The organism is Shimia sp. MIT910701 (genome assembly GCF_047126315.1).
Lineage (GTDB): Bacteria > Pseudomonadota > Alphaproteobacteria > Rhodobacterales > Rhodobacteraceae > Shimia.
This window is the reverse complement of sequence record NZ_CP138953.1, coordinates 1,943,931-1,957,480: the sequence shown is the minus strand read 5'-3', so window position 1 is coordinate 1,957,480 and position 13,550 is coordinate 1,943,931. Positions and strand designations below refer to the sequence as shown.

Sequence of the window (13,550 nt, the reverse complement as noted above, 5' to 3'; positions counted from 1 at the left end):
ACACCCCCTATATTGGTCTCAACAGGAGAGACGATGACCCACCGCTTAGCCCTTGTTCTGACGGGATTTCTGGCCGCTACAGGCGTTGCCGCACAAGCCACAGAAACCGACGAAAATGATGCCTCTGCCTCCGTGGAAACCGTGGCGGAAAATGCACCGGAATTAATACAATCTGGTTTGAACTCCGACCTCAGCGAATACCTCTGGAAAAACCGGGTGCTTGTGGTCTTTGCCGACACCGACCGCGATCCAAGGTTCATCCAGCAATTGGAGCTGATCGAAGCTTTTCCGGACGCACTGATCGAACGCGATGTAGTGGTGCTGACCGACACCGATCCATCCGCCAAATCCGCCCTGCGCAAACGGCTCCGCCCGCGTGGGTTTATGATGGCTTTGGTGGAAAAAGACGGCGTTGTATACCTGCGCAAACCCAAGCCCTGGACGGTGCGGGAACTCTCTGCCTCCATCGACAAACACCCCCTGCGCCAGCAGGAAATCCGCGACCGCCGCCAGCCATAGGCGGCGGTGCATAACGGGATATGACGCCCGCGTCGCATCAAGGCATCGGCGCTCCGCGCGCGGCGACCAACACATCGTACCAGTCCTGTCGGCTCAGCTTCACGTCAAAGGCTTTGGCGCTGTCAGTGATCCGCGCCACATTCTGCGTACCAATCAGCGCCATGCTCACCGCCGGATGCGCCAACACCCAGGCCAGTGCCACATGATCCACGCCCACGCCCTCACGCGTGGCAATGCCATCAAGCACCGACAACACCCGCGCCTCCTGCGTGCCCGCTTCCGGCTGATGCACCGCCGTCAAACGCCCCCCGCCCAGCGGAGACCAGGCCATCACCGCCAGGTTCAACTCCTGAGCGATGTCCAACGTGCCATCTTCCAACGGGTCAATGGCCAGCAGCGAAAACTCTGGCTGATTGGCCACCAGCGCAAAATCCAGCTTGCTCTGCAACGCCCGGATTTGCGTATGGGAGAAGTTGCTCACCCCCGCCTCGCGGATTTTCCCCGCCGCCCGCAACTGCGTCAGCGCCTCCGCCACCTCGTCATAGGACGCCAAGAGGTCTGGCCGATGGACCAGAAACACGTCAATCACATCGGTCTTAAGCCGCGCGAGCGACGCTTCACAGCTCTCAATCAGGTTAGACGCGCGGCTGTCATAAGGCACAGGCGGGTGAATCCCGCCTTTGGTGACCAGAACCGTCTTCTGCCGTAGCCCCTTCTGGGCGGCGTAAACCTCCCCCAAAACGGCCTCAGCCGCGCCAAAGCCCTCTTCGCCAAACCCATAGATCGCTGCCGTATCCACCAGATTGGCACCAATCTCCAAGGCAGCCTCAATCTTCGCCGTGGCGTCCGCAACCGTGCTGCCAGAAAACCGCCAACAGCCATAGGCCAGTCGACCTACCTCAAACGGGCCGATGTTTGTCGTTCGGGAAAGGACGAGCTTACTATCAGGCATCACATATTCCGTTCAAGGCGGCCCCCGGCCGCGGGTGGGGGTGAAGCCCCCGCCCAAGGGGGGCGGTCGGGGGCTGCCCGGCCAATGGCCGGGCCACTAGATTTCAGGCGTTATTCAAATTCCATGATCACATCGTCCACCGCGAGGCTGTCACCGGCCGCCGCGTTGATCTTGGTGACCACAGTGGTTTTCTCCGCCCGCAGGATGTTCTCCATCTTCATGGCTTCCACGGTGCACAGCGCCTGGCCTTCCTGCACCTCATCCCCCACTTCCACGTCGACCTTCACGATCAGACCCGGCATTGGGCACAGCAGCATCTTGGAGGTGTCCGGCGCCACCTTTTCTGGCATCAGTTTGGCCAGCTCCGCCTGACGCGGGCTGCGCACATGCACAACCAGATCGGCGCCACGGGTGCGCAGACGGAAACCGCCCGGCACTTTGCCAACCTTCAGCACCAGCTTCTCGCCACCCACTTTCAGGGTCGCCAGCTGGTCACCCGGTGTCCAATTAGAGGATACACGCAGCTTGCTGCCATCCTCAAACTTGATGGTGGATCCTTTCTTGTCGGCCTTCACCTTCACCGCAAAATCGGTGCCTTGCGCAGACACAACCCACTTCTTGCCCACACGGCGCTCGTGGTTATCCATACGGCCCGACACCCGTGTCCGACGGATTTCCGCCACGCGATACATCGCCGCCGCAGCAGCCGCCACACGCTTCAGCTGGTCTTCCGGCAGCTCCACACCTTCAAAGCCCTCGGGGTACTCTTCCTCAATGAAGGCGGTGGTCATGTCGCCGGAGATGAACTTCGGATGATCCATCACCGCGCTGACAAACGGCAGGTTGTGGCCAATGCCTTCCAGCTCAAACCCATCCAGCGCCTGACGCATCACTTCAATCGCCTCTTCACGGGTCGGCGCCCAGGTACATAGTTTCGCGATCATCGGATCATAATACATGCTGATCTCGCCGCCCTCATAGACGCCGGTGTCATTGCGCATAGCAAAGCGCTTGCCCTCTTTGGCATCATCCGCCCATTTGCCGTTGTCCAACATAGGGCCGGCAGCAATCTCGGCCGGTGGACGGTAACGGGTCAGACGGCCAATCGACGGCAGGAAGTTGCGATAGGGGTCTTCCGCATAGACACGGTTCTCAATCGCCCAGCCGTTGATGGTCACATCGTCCTGCGTGATGGACAGCGGTTCACCCGCCGCCACGCGGATCATCTGCTCCACCAGGTCCACACCGGTGATCAGCTCGGTCACAGGGTGTTCCACCTGCAAACGGGTGTTCATCTCAAGGAAGTAGAAGTTCTTGTCGCCATCGACGATGAATTCCACCGTACCCGCAGAGGCATAGCCCACGGCTTTCGCCAGCGCGACAGACTGCTCGCCCATCGCCTTACGTGTGGCTTCATCCAGGAACGGGCTTGGCGCTTCCTCAACAACTTTCTGGTTCCGGCGCTGGATCGAGCATTCGCGCTCGTTCAGGTAAATGCCGTTGCCATGCGCATCGCACAGCACCTGAATTTCAATGTGCCGTGGCTGGGTCACAAACTTCTCGATGAAGATCCGGTCGTCGCCAAAGCTGTTGGCGGCTTCGTTCTTGGACGACTGGAACCCTTCACGCGCTTCCTGATCATTCCACGCGATCCGCATACCCTTACCGCCGCCACCGGCGGAGGCTTTGATCATCACCGGATAGCCAATCTCGTTGGAGATCTTCACCGCCTCATCTGCATCTTCGATCAGGCCCATATAGCCCGGCACGGTTGACACATTGGCGTCCTGCGCGATTTTCTTGGAGGTGATCTTGTCCCCCATGCTCTCAATCGCACCTTTAGGCGGGCCTACAAAAGCCACGCCGGCCGCTTCCAGCGCTTCGGCAAACTTGGCGTTTTCCGACAGGAAGCCATAGCCCGGGTGCACCGCCTGCGCGCCGGACTGCTTGATCGCGTCCATGACCTTGTCGATCACGATGTAGGACTGGTTCGCAGGCGGCGGGCCAATGTGGATGGCTTCATCCGCCATTTGCACATGCAGCGCCTGCTTGTCGGCGTCTGAGTAAATCGCCACCGTCTTGATGCCCATCTTACGAGCGGTTTTGATCACGCGGCAGGCAATCTCGCCCCGGTTGGCAATCAGGATCTTGTCGAACATCTTATCGTCCTTCTTGGTCTTCGCGAGCCGCAACAGCAGCTTGCATAGGCAACAAAAAAGCCACCGCCGCGCTTGCGCACGTCGATGGCTTTGGGTTCGGAACCGGCTGGGTCTCAGCCGGACAATTCAAATCACCCTGCGGCGCGCAACGGCGCTCAGCAGCTGGTGGCGAATTCTTGACAATAGATCGTGTTGGCCGCACCGCCGACAACCGCACCGGCCGCAAGGCTGCCGCCAACGGCCGCTGCCGCAATGGTGCCTGCACCCGCGCCGATGAGCGCCTGCTCGCCCATGGTCCGGCCGCATGCCGAAAGCCCAAGGAGCGCAATAATGGAAACTGCTGCTGTGATACGCATGTGTTTGTGCCTCTTCCCGATATGGGGTTATCGGCGGATCTTCTGTCCACCTGACCTGTGAGTGTGCCCACAATCTCACCCGTTTTCGCCGGACGCGCAAGCGCCGCAGAAAAAACGGGTGATCCTGAAGGGACAATACAGGACCACCCGAAAGGGGAAGGGTAACGGAATACACTGTTACAGGAGCGATGCGCGACAACGCCCCGCTCCATGACAGTGACCTTGCCACGGCAAACTACGGAAAACAGGGGCAATTTTGCCTCTGTCCCGCTTTGGGCAATGGCTTGCCCATTATGTCGTGGCATCGGCAACATTACGCCCAGTCATCCTCAAATGCGTCCGGGAAAGACACCCGCGCAACGGCCTCGTCAATGACCAGCAGCGCCTCATAGTCTTCGGGGTCAAAATCCTCTTCGACCGCGACCACCTCGCGCCCAAACAGCCAGCTCAAACGGCCCGCATCCAAATTGCCCCGCTCAAACGGCTGGTCGCCAAAATGCTCCCACAGCGCCTGCATAAAGGCCGCATCCGCACGACGATCCGGCGGACGACGGTCTTTGAACCGCTCACGGCGTGTGATCGGCGTGACCCCTTTGGGGTTGGCGCGACGAATGGTGAATTGGAAATCCGTACCCGGAAGACGGCCGGGGAACCCGCGATGTTTGATCATGCCACTTCTCCCCGGATTGCTGAGAGCGTGGCGCGGGTGTGAACAGGCCGCGCGGCCTGTCCACCTGTCAGGCGGATCGCCTTACTTGTATTTGCCGGTGTAGGTCGGCTCAGTCGAGATCGGCTCTGGGTCGACCACAACATATTCTTCCAGCGGCTCGTCTTGGCCACAGGCTGCAACCAGGGCCACGAGGCCGATTGCGAGGAATGACTTGATGCTCTTGGACATCTTGTTCTCCATTCATTGTTTAACGTCCAAACCGGGCGGATTTGCCCGGCCTGCCTCACTGCCCCACGTTGGGGACATGCGCGGAGACTACGCAAATCTTCTGCAAAAAGATACAGATACAAGCCCAAGCTCATCCGATGTGACCGCAAAGCCGCAATGTCTTGCTCATTGCCCTTAACGTTAACAATATCTAGTGGTGTCATCAGAAGCCCTCCCAGATACAGGTGCCATCCTGCACGCTGAATGCTTCAAAAAACTGCGTCGCCACCTGTGTGGTTTCGCCAAATGTGGTTTCTCTGTCCGCCATGGATATGATCACCTGATCGACTGTTTCATCCTGAATGGCGAGATACGGCACTGCGACGCCAATGCACAGATGAAAGAAGTCTTCCTCAATGTCGGTGAACTCCACGCCCTGCCGAATGAGCGGCATGACATAGCGGAACCGCGCCACACGGCTTTCATCCGCGCGCACTTCGTAGAGAATTTCCTGGAGATGGAGATCGTTGCCTGAGGGCACGACCGGGGTCTCCTCCAAAACCCCGGCCGTGGCCGCGCCCGTGAGGGCCCCTCCAAACGCGGCGGAAAGCGTAAGTTGAGTCGCACGCTTGCACAGATTTTTCGTAAAAGCTCCAAAAAATGTGCGTGGGGCGAAAGTTTTTTGCGCCAAAGCCTTACGTGGCGTCACAAATTTCATGAGGACGCCCCCCGATGTTGCGCAAACCGCCGCCAGCGATCCCGCCGCTCAGGACAGTCCAAAATCTCGGCAATAATGGCCTGCGCATGGCCCTTGGCCACCGCGCCATCCACAGCCCCGCCAGCCTTCACAAACAGCCGCCCTGCCTCACGCCGCACTTCAACGGTTGGGGCAAAGCCACGCAGATCCTGCAACGCCCGCCACATATCCTGCCGCACCTGCTGCGCCGTGCGCAGCAAGCCCGCATCCGGCAAAGAGGTCTCCGCCACCACGTCCCAGCGCACCGGCAACCGGCGGCTCATGGTCAGCGCATCGCCCTCCCGTTGGATATGCCAGCGGCTCCGGCTCACTTCGGCGCCTCCTCGTCATTGGTGGCAAATTCGGCAGGACTGATGATCTCAATCAGCTCCATGTCGTCGGAGTGGCGCACTTCCCGATGCTTGATGCCCGGCGGCTGCAACACACAGGAGCCCGCGCGCAGCACATGCTCGCCCTGCCCCTCATATTCAAACACCACCCAGCCTTTGGTCACATAGACCATCTGGAAGTCCAACTCATGGGAATGCCACGCCCCTGGACTTTCCATGCCCGGCACCGCCCGAATGACATGTGCGCCAAACTTGCCTTGCGTGCTGTCCTGGATGCCCAGATCGCGATACTCAAAGAACGGCCGCAGCCCTTGGCCGACAAACTTGCTGTCATCCGCATGGGAAATGGTGAAAGCTTGGTTTTTGAAACACTGAGTCATCAAGTCATTCTCCTTCGCCCGTGTTGCGCTTGGACGGATGGACAAGGCACTCTTGGCCCTGTCTACCGCCATTTTGTATTAGGTGGCCCTCAGTCTCCTCAGAGAACCAGCCGGCTTTTAAATACGTTGCTTGACCCCAAAGAACCTGAAACCGCGACATTTTGCGTTGGACCAACCGCCATAGATTTCACCGCCGCTCTGGCGCCAGTCCAAATACAACATGATGCGATTATATTTGGTGCCAGAAAACTGGGTCTGCACGTCGTTCAACGCAGCTTTGCAGAGGTTGACCATTTGTTTGCTCAACACGCCTTTATTCGTAGACGCTGTACCCAACATGCTTGCCGCGACTCGCGGTTGCGAGCTTGTGTGCTTTTGCGTGCTCGCAAAGTCGTCGCGCGTGCGTGTCCACGTGAAGTCGCTTTCATCAATAAGGTAGATGCAAGCTTTACCACCGTGCCCGACATCGATCACAGTTCTTCCCTTACATGGATTGCTTTGCGCAACCGCAGGGAGCGCAGACATAGCAAAGATAAGGGCCATTAAGGTACGCATATTCAATTTTTCCTTGTGGTGAATCGTTATGGATCCACCTATAGGTCATTACAGCGGGATGTTGTCGTGCTTTTTCCACGGGTTCTCGAGCTTCTTGTTACGCAGGCTCGCAAACGCCCGGCTCACCCGTTTGCGCGTGCTCTGCGGCATGATCACCTCGTCGATGAAGCCGCGCTCTGCCGCCACAAATGGCGTCGCAAAGCGGTCTTCATAGTCCTTGGTATGTGCGGCAATCTTCTCCGCATCGCCCAGATCCGCGCGGTGAATGATCTCGGTCGCGCCCTTCGCGCCCATCACCGCGATCTCCGCTGTTGGCCAGGCGTAGTTGAAATCGCCCCGCAGGTGCTTGGACGCCATCACGTCATAGGCCCCGCCATAAGCTTTCCGGGTGATCACAGTCACCTTCGGCACGGTCGCTTCGCCATAAGCAAACAGCAGCTTCGCGCCGTGTTTGATCACACCGCCATATTCCTGGCTGGTCCCTGGCAGGAAGCCCGGCACGTCGACCAGCGTCAGGATTGGAATTTCAAAACAGTCACAGAAACGCACAAACCGCGCCGCCTTACGGGAGCTGTCAATATCCAGACAGCCAGCAAGCACCATCGGCTGGTTGGCCACAACACCCACGGTCTGCCCTTCCAGACGGATGAAGCCAGTGATGATGTTCTTGGCGTAGTCTTCTTGAATCTCGTAGAAATCGCCCTCATCCGCCACTTTGGCGATCAGCTCTTTCATATCATACGGCGTGTTCGGGTTCTCTGGCACCAAAGTGTCCAAAGACTTCTCGACCCGACCCGGCTCATCAAAGAACGGACGCACAGGCGGTTTCTCGCGGTTGTTCAGCGGCAAGAAATCCACCAGGCGGCGCACTTCGGTCAGCGCCTCAACATCATTCTCAAACGCGCCATCAGCCACCGAAGACTTCTTAGTGTGTGTGCTCGCCCCGCCCAGCTCCTCAGCTGTCACAACCTCATTGGTCACGGTTTTCACAACATCCGGGCCGGTCACAAACATATAAGAGGTGTCTTTCACCATGAAGATGAAGTCGGTCATCGCAGGCGAGTACACCGCACCACCGGCACATGGCCCCATAATGACGGAAATCTGCGGCACCACGCCGGATGCCATAATGTTGCGCTGGAAAACTTCCGCATAGCCGGCCAGCGAGTCGACACCTTCCTGAATACGCGCCCCACCTGAGTCGTTTAGGCCAATGATCGGCGCGCCGTTCTGCACCGCCATGTCCTGAATTTTGCAGATCTTCTGCGCGTGGGTCTCCGACAGCGAACCACCAAACACCGTGAAGTCCTGGGAGAACACATAGACCATACGGCCGTTAATCGTGCCCCAACCAGTGATCACGCCATCGCCCGCAGGCTTTTGCTCTTCCATGCCAAATTCTGTGCAGCGATGGGTTTTGAACATGTCAAACTCTTCAAAGCTGCCCTCATCCAACAGCAGCTCGATCCGCTCCCGCGCGGTCAGCTTGCCTTTGGCGTGCTGGCTGTCGATCCGGCGCTGACCGCCACCCAAACGCGCAACCTCACGGCGCTCTTCCAACTGTTGCAGAATGTCTTTCATGGCACGGCCCTCATTCGTCGATTTGGGCAGGCACAGGATGCACTGCCCCCAAAAGCTTTGCGCATCACCATAGGCCCCTTGCTGCACCCGAAAAAGGATTTTCCCGCAAATTTGCAAACTCCAGAAAATCAACCTCGCGCTAATTGCAAATCAGCAAATAGTTCACAATTGAAATTCATCCATGGACATTTGCTTTGCGCGCTCCTACCTCTTAGCGCATGAGCAGCTTAGCCCGTGGTCAATTTCTGGACCGTAGCACACCGCCAAACATCTTCACTTTGATCCTGCTGGCCGGGGTCTCCGCGCTGTGCATGAACATCTTCTTGCCCAGCCTGCCGTCGATGACGGAATACTTCGACACCGATTATGGCGTGATGCAGCTCTCAATTGCGGTATACCTCGCCGTCAACGCCGTGCTGCAAATTGTCGTTGGCCCGATCAGCGATAAGTTTGGCCGGAGGCCGGTGATCCTTGCAGGGCTTGCCATCTTCCTCGCGGCCACCATCGGCTGCATCTACGCACCCAACGCCGCCGTTTACCTGACATTCCGCATGTTACAAGCTGCTGTGGTGGTCGCCATGGTGTTGTCCCGTGCCGTGGTGCGCGACATGGTCTCCGCGGATGAGGCCGCATCCATGATTGGCTACGTCACCATGGGCATGACAGTTGTGCCCATGCTCGGCCCCGCACTCGGCGGCCTGCTGGACAGCGCCTTTGGCTGGCAAGCCAGTTTCTGGCTCCTGTTTGCCACCGGCGCCGCCATCTTTTGGCTGACCTATCGAGATCTCGGCGAAACCAAATCCAACAGCGGCCTCACTCTAGGTCAACAATTCCGTGAATACCCGGAGCTTCTGACCAGCCCGCGTTTCTGGGGCTATTCCCTAGCCAATTGCTTCACCTCCGGCGCGTTCTTTGCCTACCTTGGCGGAGCACCATTTGTGGCCACCGAGCTCTTTGGCATGAGCGCGGCGCAGATGGGCATCTACTTTGGCGCGCCCGCCGTTGGCTACTTCATCGGCAACTTCCTCTCTGGCCGCTACTCGGCACGGTTTGGCATCAATCGCATGGTCATGACCGGCTGCACCATTTGTGGTCTGGGCGTGGCTGCATCCCTGTCGATCTTCGCCATGGGGTTTGGTTCCGCAGAGATCTTCTTCGGCTTCATGACCTTTGTCGGCATCGGCAATGGCCTTGCCATCCCCAACGCCACCGCAGGCGCTCTTTCTGTGCGCCCACATCTTGCTGGCACGGCCTCCGGCCTCACTGGCGCGATTATGATTGGCGGCGGCGCAGCCCTCTCCGCGCTGGCGGGTGCTCTGCTCACACCAGAAACCGGGGCTTTCCCATTGCTGTGGTTGATGTTCATCACCTCGGTTTTCGGCGTTACCTCCATTCTCATGGTGGTCCGCCGCGAGAAATATATCGGCGCCTAACGCCCCCAGAATCTGTTTCATCACCTCGGAATTTTTCTCGGCGGCATCCGCCCGCTCAATGCAGGCACGTTAACTGCTGCCGCAACAGAATTTGCACCTCTGCAAAACAGCCGCGATACAGACACAATACCGACGTGAAAAGCGCGCCTCAAATCACCGATTAACGACCAAACGCCGCACAGTATTTATCCCTATGGATTGATCGACTTTGCAAAGCTATCTTTGCAGCTATGCAAGCCGAGAGGATTCCATGCCCACGCAAAAGCTCTACGCAGGCGCCAAACTACGCGAAATCCGCACCAGACTGACCCTGACCCAGAAGGACTTCGCCCAAAAACTAGGGGTCTCCCTGCCCTATCTGAACCAGATGGAGAACAACAACCGCCCGGTCTCCACCACGGTTGTCTTGGCACTGGCGCAGGAATTTGGCTTAGATGTCACAGAGTTAAGCACCGGTGACAGCGAACGCCTGGTCTCTGACATGCGCGAAGCTCTTGCCGATCCAGTCCTAGCCGAAACCTCCGCGCCGCTCGCAGACCTGCGCCTCACCGCCTCCAACGCGCCGGCTCTGGCGCGCGCCTTCCTGGAACTGCACCGTGCCTATCGCCAAACCCACGAACGCCTTGCGTCGCTGGACGAGGCTCTGGGCCGCCAAGATGTGCAAATGCAGGCCAGCCCATGGGATGAGGTCAGGGACTTTTTTCACTATTGTGACAACTACATAGACGCCGTCGACCACGCCGCCGAACGCTTCGCCCAAGGCGCGGTCGAGCACGGCGGAATTCGCGCCGCAGCCCTGGCCTCCCTCAAGGACTCCGGCATCTCTGTCGCCTTTACAGACATCGACCAACTACGCCACTACGATGCCGAGCATCAACGCCTGCAAATCTCCCGCTATGCGCAGCCAGAAACCCAAACATTTCAACTACTTCTGCAGGTTGCCCTGTTGCAAAACGGCAAGCTGCTAGAAGCCACATTGGACTTCGCCCGCTTCCAGTCGGACGCCGCCCGAAGCATCGCCAAAATCGGCCTCGCCAACTACTATGCCGGTGCGGCCCTCATGCCTTACGGCACCTTCCTCGAAGTCGCCCGCGAAACCCGCCACGACCTTGAGTTGCTTTCCAACCGTTTCGGCGCCTCCATCGAGCAAGTCGCCCACCGTCTCTCAACCCTGCAACGTCCTGGAAACAAAGGCATTCCCTTCTTCTTTGTCCGCGTAGATCAAGCTGGCACCATCACCAAACGCCACTCCGCAACCCGGCTTCAGTTCGCCCGTTTCGGCGGCGCCTGTCCGCTCTGGAACGTACATCGTGCGTTTGAAACACCGGGCCGCTTCCTGCGCCAACTCGCCGAAACCCCGGACGGCGTGCGCTACATCTCGCTGGCCCGCGACGTCTCCAAATCCGGCGGCCACTTCGGTGCCCCCGTGCGCCGCTACGCCATCGCATTGGGCTGCGAAATTCGCCACGCCGACGCGCTGGTCTATGCCGACCATATGGAGCTCGACAACCCGCAGGCCTTTGAACCCATTGGCATTTCCTGTCGCATCTGCGAACGCACCCATTGCCACCAGCGCTCCGTACCCCCGCTGGAGCGCCGCCTGACCATCAACGAAAACGCCCGCGGCGTGCTGCCCTACGATGTGGGTTAGACTGGCACAATTCCTGTTCCGGCTCTGCGCCTTTTGCGTGGTCTTTGCCTGTATGCTGGTCGCCGCCGCGCCCCTGCTGGAACGAATGATGATCTACCCACTGGACGACACCCGCGTCTCTCCAGCCGACGCGAACCTTCCGTCCGTGACCGAAGAGATCTTCCACCACGATGGTGAGGCGCTGATCGTCTGGACCGCCCCGCCGGCCGCCGGCAAACCGGTGATCTTCTATCTCCAAGGAAACGCAGGCAATTTGGCCAACCGCGCGTCGCGGTTCGACCTCCTGCTTCAGCAGGGCTATGGCCTCGTTGCCCCCGCCTATCGTGGCTATTCCGGCAGCACAGGCACCCCGCAAGAGGCCGCCATCATCGGCGACACAGCCGCCATCTACGACAGTATCGTGCGCCCCTTGATGTCCCCCGTGGTGGTCTATGGCGAGAGCATCGGCGCCGCCGTAACACTCGGCGCATTGGAAGCAGGCATCGCGCCGGACGCCATACTACTGGAAGCGCCTTACACCTCCATCAAAGCCATGGCCGCGCACCACTATCCCGGCAATGGCGGCTTCACAAAACACCAGTCAAATCAATGGGACAGCCTATCTCGCGCCAAGACCGTCACCTGGCCGCTGCTGATCCTGCACGGCACAGAAGACGCGCTTATCCCAATAGAGATGGGGCGACAGATTTTCGCTGCCGCCCCATCCAATAGTAAAGAATTTGTCGAAGCCCCGGGTGCCGGTCACACCGGCCTGTGGCGCACCGACACCTGGCCAAAATTGACCAGATTCATCAATCAGTTTGCTTTGAGATAAGCGTAGATCTCATCCTTCAGCGCGCCGCGCCGCTTACGCAGATCCACCTCTGCCAGCTCTTCGCGCGGTGCCACGTTGGTCTCCGCCGCATGCACCTTGCGGTTCAATTCATGATACTCATCCGCCAGCTTCGCGAAATGCGCATCGTTGACTTTCAAGTCATGCATTTTCTCAACAAATTCAGGGAATTCTGCGGCCAGTTCGTGTGGGGTGTTCGCCATGTTTGCGCTCCTGTTTTTAAGGTCGCACACACCATAGACCAATCGAATCTCACCCCTCTTTGACGCGGATCAAATCGCATTCAAAAAGCAATGGATGACAGCGCGGACAGTTCTGCTCTAACCTGTGCCGATAACAAGACTTTTAAAACCAAAACGCTTTTGATGACCAACAGGGGACCTCATGACCAAACTCAAGCCCGCAATCACGCTCGCCGCCTGTGTCTGCTTGACGGCCTGCCTCAAAAACGGTGATGTTGTTGCCGTGAACCTTGACTATGCCAAGACAAACTACGGCTACATCAACTCAGGTGACTTCAAGGCTGGCAGCTTCTTTCTGTGGGATCAGGGTGAGGCGCGCATGGTTCACCTCTCAGATATTCCAGGCTTCACGCCGCCCCCAAACCCGCGCGATAAGACCGTGCAAGTGGCGCAATACTCCAGCGGAGCGCAGATTGGCGGGGAGGCCCAAAAGGCAGCCATCAAGGTCCGTGCCGACGCAATGATCGCCAAGCACTCCGCTTTTGAAATCGCCTACCCAAACAGCGTAACCTACGACAACACCGTCACCCGCATCACGAGGTATCTCGGCGACGACATCCGAGCCGGTGGCAGCCTTATGCAAGAATGGGGATTTGCCGATGCCGTCAACGCGCCGGATCAATACTATGTGCTTGTTCGCAAAGTCACTTACGGCGATGGCATCAAGCTTTTAGTGGATGGAGAAGCCGAAGTGGGCGGCGGTTTCAACGTGATCATCAAGGGGGCAGACGTCAATGTCCGCCTGCAAGGCAAAGGACTCAATGCCATTTCAGGAACGGACACCGAAATCGCCATCGATGTCTACGTGTTCCGGCCTGAATGGAAGACCGTCGATGGAGGGCAAAACCCCAACTTCAATGTTCAGCATTTTGTAAAAGCCGACGATTTGCCCGCCCTGTTCCGCAGCACTTCTCGGCGCGACTGACA

At 58.5% G+C, this 13,550-nt stretch carries 16 protein-coding genes; 5 read left to right on the top strand and 11 right to left on the bottom strand.

Annotation, left to right across the window (positions count from 1 at the left end):
* The first annotated feature begins 33 nt into the window (after positions 1-33).
* The gene (locus tag SIB38_RS09305; RefSeq protein ID WP_294118222.1) at positions 34-519 is read left to right on the top strand and encodes a DUF4174 domain-containing protein; all 486 of its coding nucleotides are present in this window, start codon (positions 34-36) and stop codon (positions 517-519) included.
* 37 nt (positions 520-556) lie between these two features.
* Here the strand turns inward: SIB38_RS09305 and SIB38_RS09300 are convergent, their stop codons facing one another.
* The 10 genes from SIB38_RS09300 to SIB38_RS09255 form a co-directional block, all read right to left on the bottom strand.
* On the bottom strand, positions 557-1,471 hold the full coding sequence (locus tag SIB38_RS09300) for an aldo/keto reductase (RefSeq protein ID WP_294118224.1): 915 nt from the start codon (positions 1,469-1,471) through the stop codon (positions 557-559).
* Positions 1,472-1,581: 110 nt separating this feature from the next.
* Positions 1,582-3,630, bottom strand: coding sequence for an acetyl-CoA carboxylase biotin carboxylase subunit (locus tag SIB38_RS09295; protein WP_412551869.1), 2,049 nt, complete (start codon positions 3,628-3,630; stop codon positions 1,582-1,584).
* A gap of 155 nt (positions 3,631-3,785) precedes the next feature.
* The gene (locus SIB38_RS09290; protein ID WP_294118227.1) at positions 3,786-3,986 is read right to left on the bottom strand and encodes a hypothetical protein; all 201 of its coding nucleotides are present in this window, start codon (positions 3,984-3,986) and stop codon (positions 3,786-3,788) included.
* A gap of 313 nt (positions 3,987-4,299) precedes the next feature.
* Positions 4,300-4,656 carry a hypothetical protein gene (locus tag SIB38_RS09285; protein WP_294118228.1) on the bottom strand — a complete coding sequence of 119 codons (357 nt, stop codon included), beginning with the start codon at positions 4,654-4,656 and terminating at the stop codon, positions 4,300-4,302.
* Between the two features lie 81 nt (positions 4,657-4,737).
* Positions 4,738-4,884 carry a hypothetical protein gene (locus tag SIB38_RS09280; protein WP_295177606.1) on the bottom strand — a complete coding sequence of 49 codons (147 nt, stop codon included), beginning with the start codon at positions 4,882-4,884 and terminating at the stop codon, positions 4,738-4,740.
* Positions 4,885-5,086: 202 nt separating this feature from the next.
* Positions 5,087-5,581 (bottom strand): DUF6497 family protein, encoded by a 495-nt coding sequence (locus tag SIB38_RS09275; RefSeq protein WP_412551868.1) that lies wholly within the window; start codon positions 5,579-5,581, stop codon positions 5,087-5,089.
* Positions 5,578-5,931 carry a hypothetical protein gene (locus SIB38_RS09270; protein WP_294118233.1) on the bottom strand — a complete coding sequence of 118 codons (354 nt, stop codon included), beginning with the start codon at positions 5,929-5,931 and terminating at the stop codon, positions 5,578-5,580. Before SIB38_RS09270 ends, SIB38_RS09275 begins: the two co-directional genes overlap by 4 nt.
* Entirely contained in the window at positions 5,928-6,329 is a 402-nt protein-coding gene (locus tag SIB38_RS09265; RefSeq protein WP_412551867.1) for a cupin domain-containing protein, read from the bottom strand. The genes SIB38_RS09270 and SIB38_RS09265 overlap by 4 nt, the downstream gene beginning before the upstream one ends.
* Before the next feature lie 117 nt (positions 6,330-6,446).
* Complete coding sequence (locus tag SIB38_RS09260) at positions 6,447-6,872, bottom strand: hypothetical protein (RefSeq protein WP_412551866.1); 426 nt, start codon at positions 6,870-6,872, stop codon at positions 6,447-6,449.
* A 60-nt stretch (positions 6,873-6,932) separates the two neighbouring features.
* Positions 6,933-8,465 carry an acyl-CoA carboxylase subunit beta gene (locus SIB38_RS09255; RefSeq protein ID WP_294118236.1) on the bottom strand — a complete coding sequence of 511 codons (1,533 nt, stop codon included), beginning with the start codon at positions 8,463-8,465 and terminating at the stop codon, positions 6,933-6,935.
* A 218-nt stretch (positions 8,466-8,683) separates the two neighbouring features.
* On the opposite strand from SIB38_RS09255, the gene SIB38_RS09250 reads away from it, so the two are divergent.
* From SIB38_RS09250 to SIB38_RS09240, 3 genes are all read left to right on the top strand, one after another.
* Positions 8,684-9,898: a multidrug effflux MFS transporter gene (locus SIB38_RS09250; RefSeq protein ID WP_412551865.1), complete on the top strand. Its 1,215-nt coding sequence runs from the start codon at positions 8,684-8,686 to the stop codon at positions 9,896-9,898.
* A 250-nt stretch (positions 9,899-10,148) separates the two neighbouring features.
* The gene (locus SIB38_RS09245; protein ID WP_294118238.1) at positions 10,149-11,549 is read left to right on the top strand and encodes a helix-turn-helix domain-containing protein; all 1,401 of its coding nucleotides are present in this window, start codon (positions 10,149-10,151) and stop codon (positions 11,547-11,549) included.
* Positions 11,539-12,363, top strand: coding sequence for an alpha/beta hydrolase (locus SIB38_RS09240; RefSeq protein ID WP_412551864.1), 825 nt, complete (start codon positions 11,539-11,541; stop codon positions 12,361-12,363). The genes SIB38_RS09245 and SIB38_RS09240 overlap by 11 nt, the downstream gene beginning before the upstream one ends.
* On the opposite strand, the gene SIB38_RS09235 is transcribed toward SIB38_RS09240, so the two are convergent.
* A complete protein-coding gene (locus SIB38_RS09235; RefSeq protein WP_294118240.1) occupies positions 12,345-12,584 on the bottom strand; it encodes a YdcH family protein in 240 nt (79 codons plus the stop codon). The two genes, SIB38_RS09240 and SIB38_RS09235, sit on opposite strands and share 19 nt — an antisense overlap.
* Positions 12,585-12,765: 181 nt before the next feature.
* Between SIB38_RS09235 and SIB38_RS09230 the strand changes: the two genes are divergently transcribed.
* Positions 12,766-13,548 carry a hypothetical protein gene (locus tag SIB38_RS09230; RefSeq protein ID WP_294118241.1) on the top strand — a complete coding sequence of 261 codons (783 nt, stop codon included), beginning with the start codon at positions 12,766-12,768 and terminating at the stop codon, positions 13,546-13,548.
* Positions 13,549-13,550 lie beyond the last annotated feature (2 nt).

What these genes read in the sequence shown, in the direction of transcription:
- SIB38_RS09295 (WP_412551869.1), bottom strand. Translation starts at nt 3,630, where the DNA reads ATGTTCGACAAGATCCTGATTGCCAACCGGGGCGAGATTGCCTGCCGC.
- SIB38_RS09305 (WP_294118222.1), top strand. Translation starts at nt 34, where the DNA reads ATGACCCACCGCTTAGCCCTTGTTCTGACGGGATTTCTGGCCGCTACA.
- SIB38_RS09250 (WP_412551865.1), top strand. Translation starts at nt 8,684, where the DNA reads ATGAGCAGCTTAGCCCGTGGTCAATTTCTGGACCGTAGCACACCGCCA.
- SIB38_RS09245 (WP_294118238.1), top strand. Translation starts at nt 10,149, where the DNA reads ATGCCCACGCAAAAGCTCTACGCAGGCGCCAAACTACGCGAAATCCGC.
- SIB38_RS09255 (WP_294118236.1), bottom strand. Translation starts at nt 8,465, where the DNA reads ATGAAAGACATTCTGCAACAGTTGGAAGAGCGCCGTGAGGTTGCGCGT.
- SIB38_RS09235 (WP_294118240.1), bottom strand. Translation starts at nt 12,584, where the DNA reads ATGGCGAACACCCCACACGAACTGGCCGCAGAATTCCCTGAATTTGTT.
- SIB38_RS09300 (WP_294118224.1), bottom strand. Translation starts at nt 1,471, where the DNA reads ATGCCTGATAGTAAGCTCGTCCTTTCCCGAACGACAAACATCGGCCCG.
- SIB38_RS09240 (WP_412551864.1), top strand. Translation starts at nt 11,539, where the DNA reads ATGTGGGTTAGACTGGCACAATTCCTGTTCCGGCTCTGCGCCTTTTGC.
- SIB38_RS09285 (WP_294118228.1), bottom strand. Translation starts at nt 4,656, where the DNA reads ATGATCAAACATCGCGGGTTCCCCGGCCGTCTTCCGGGTACGGATTTC.
- SIB38_RS09230 (WP_294118241.1), top strand. Translation starts at nt 12,766, where the DNA reads ATGACCAAACTCAAGCCCGCAATCACGCTCGCCGCCTGTGTCTGCTTG.
- SIB38_RS09260 (WP_412551866.1), bottom strand. Translation starts at nt 6,872, where the DNA reads ATGGCCCTTATCTTTGCTATGTCTGCGCTCCCTGCGGTTGCGCAAAGC.
- SIB38_RS09280 (WP_295177606.1), bottom strand. Translation starts at nt 4,884, where the DNA reads ATGTCCAAGAGCATCAAGTCATTCCTCGCAATCGGCCTCGTGGCCCTG.
- SIB38_RS09275 (WP_412551868.1), bottom strand. Translation starts at nt 5,581, where the DNA reads ATGAAATTTGTGACGCCACGTAAGGCTTTGGCGCAAAAAACTTTCGCC.
- SIB38_RS09265 (WP_412551867.1), bottom strand. Translation starts at nt 6,329, where the DNA reads ATGACTCAGTGTTTCAAAAACCAAGCTTTCACCATTTCCCATGCGGAT.
- SIB38_RS09290 (WP_294118227.1), bottom strand. Translation starts at nt 3,986, where the DNA reads ATGCGTATCACAGCAGCAGTTTCCATTATTGCGCTCCTTGGGCTTTCG.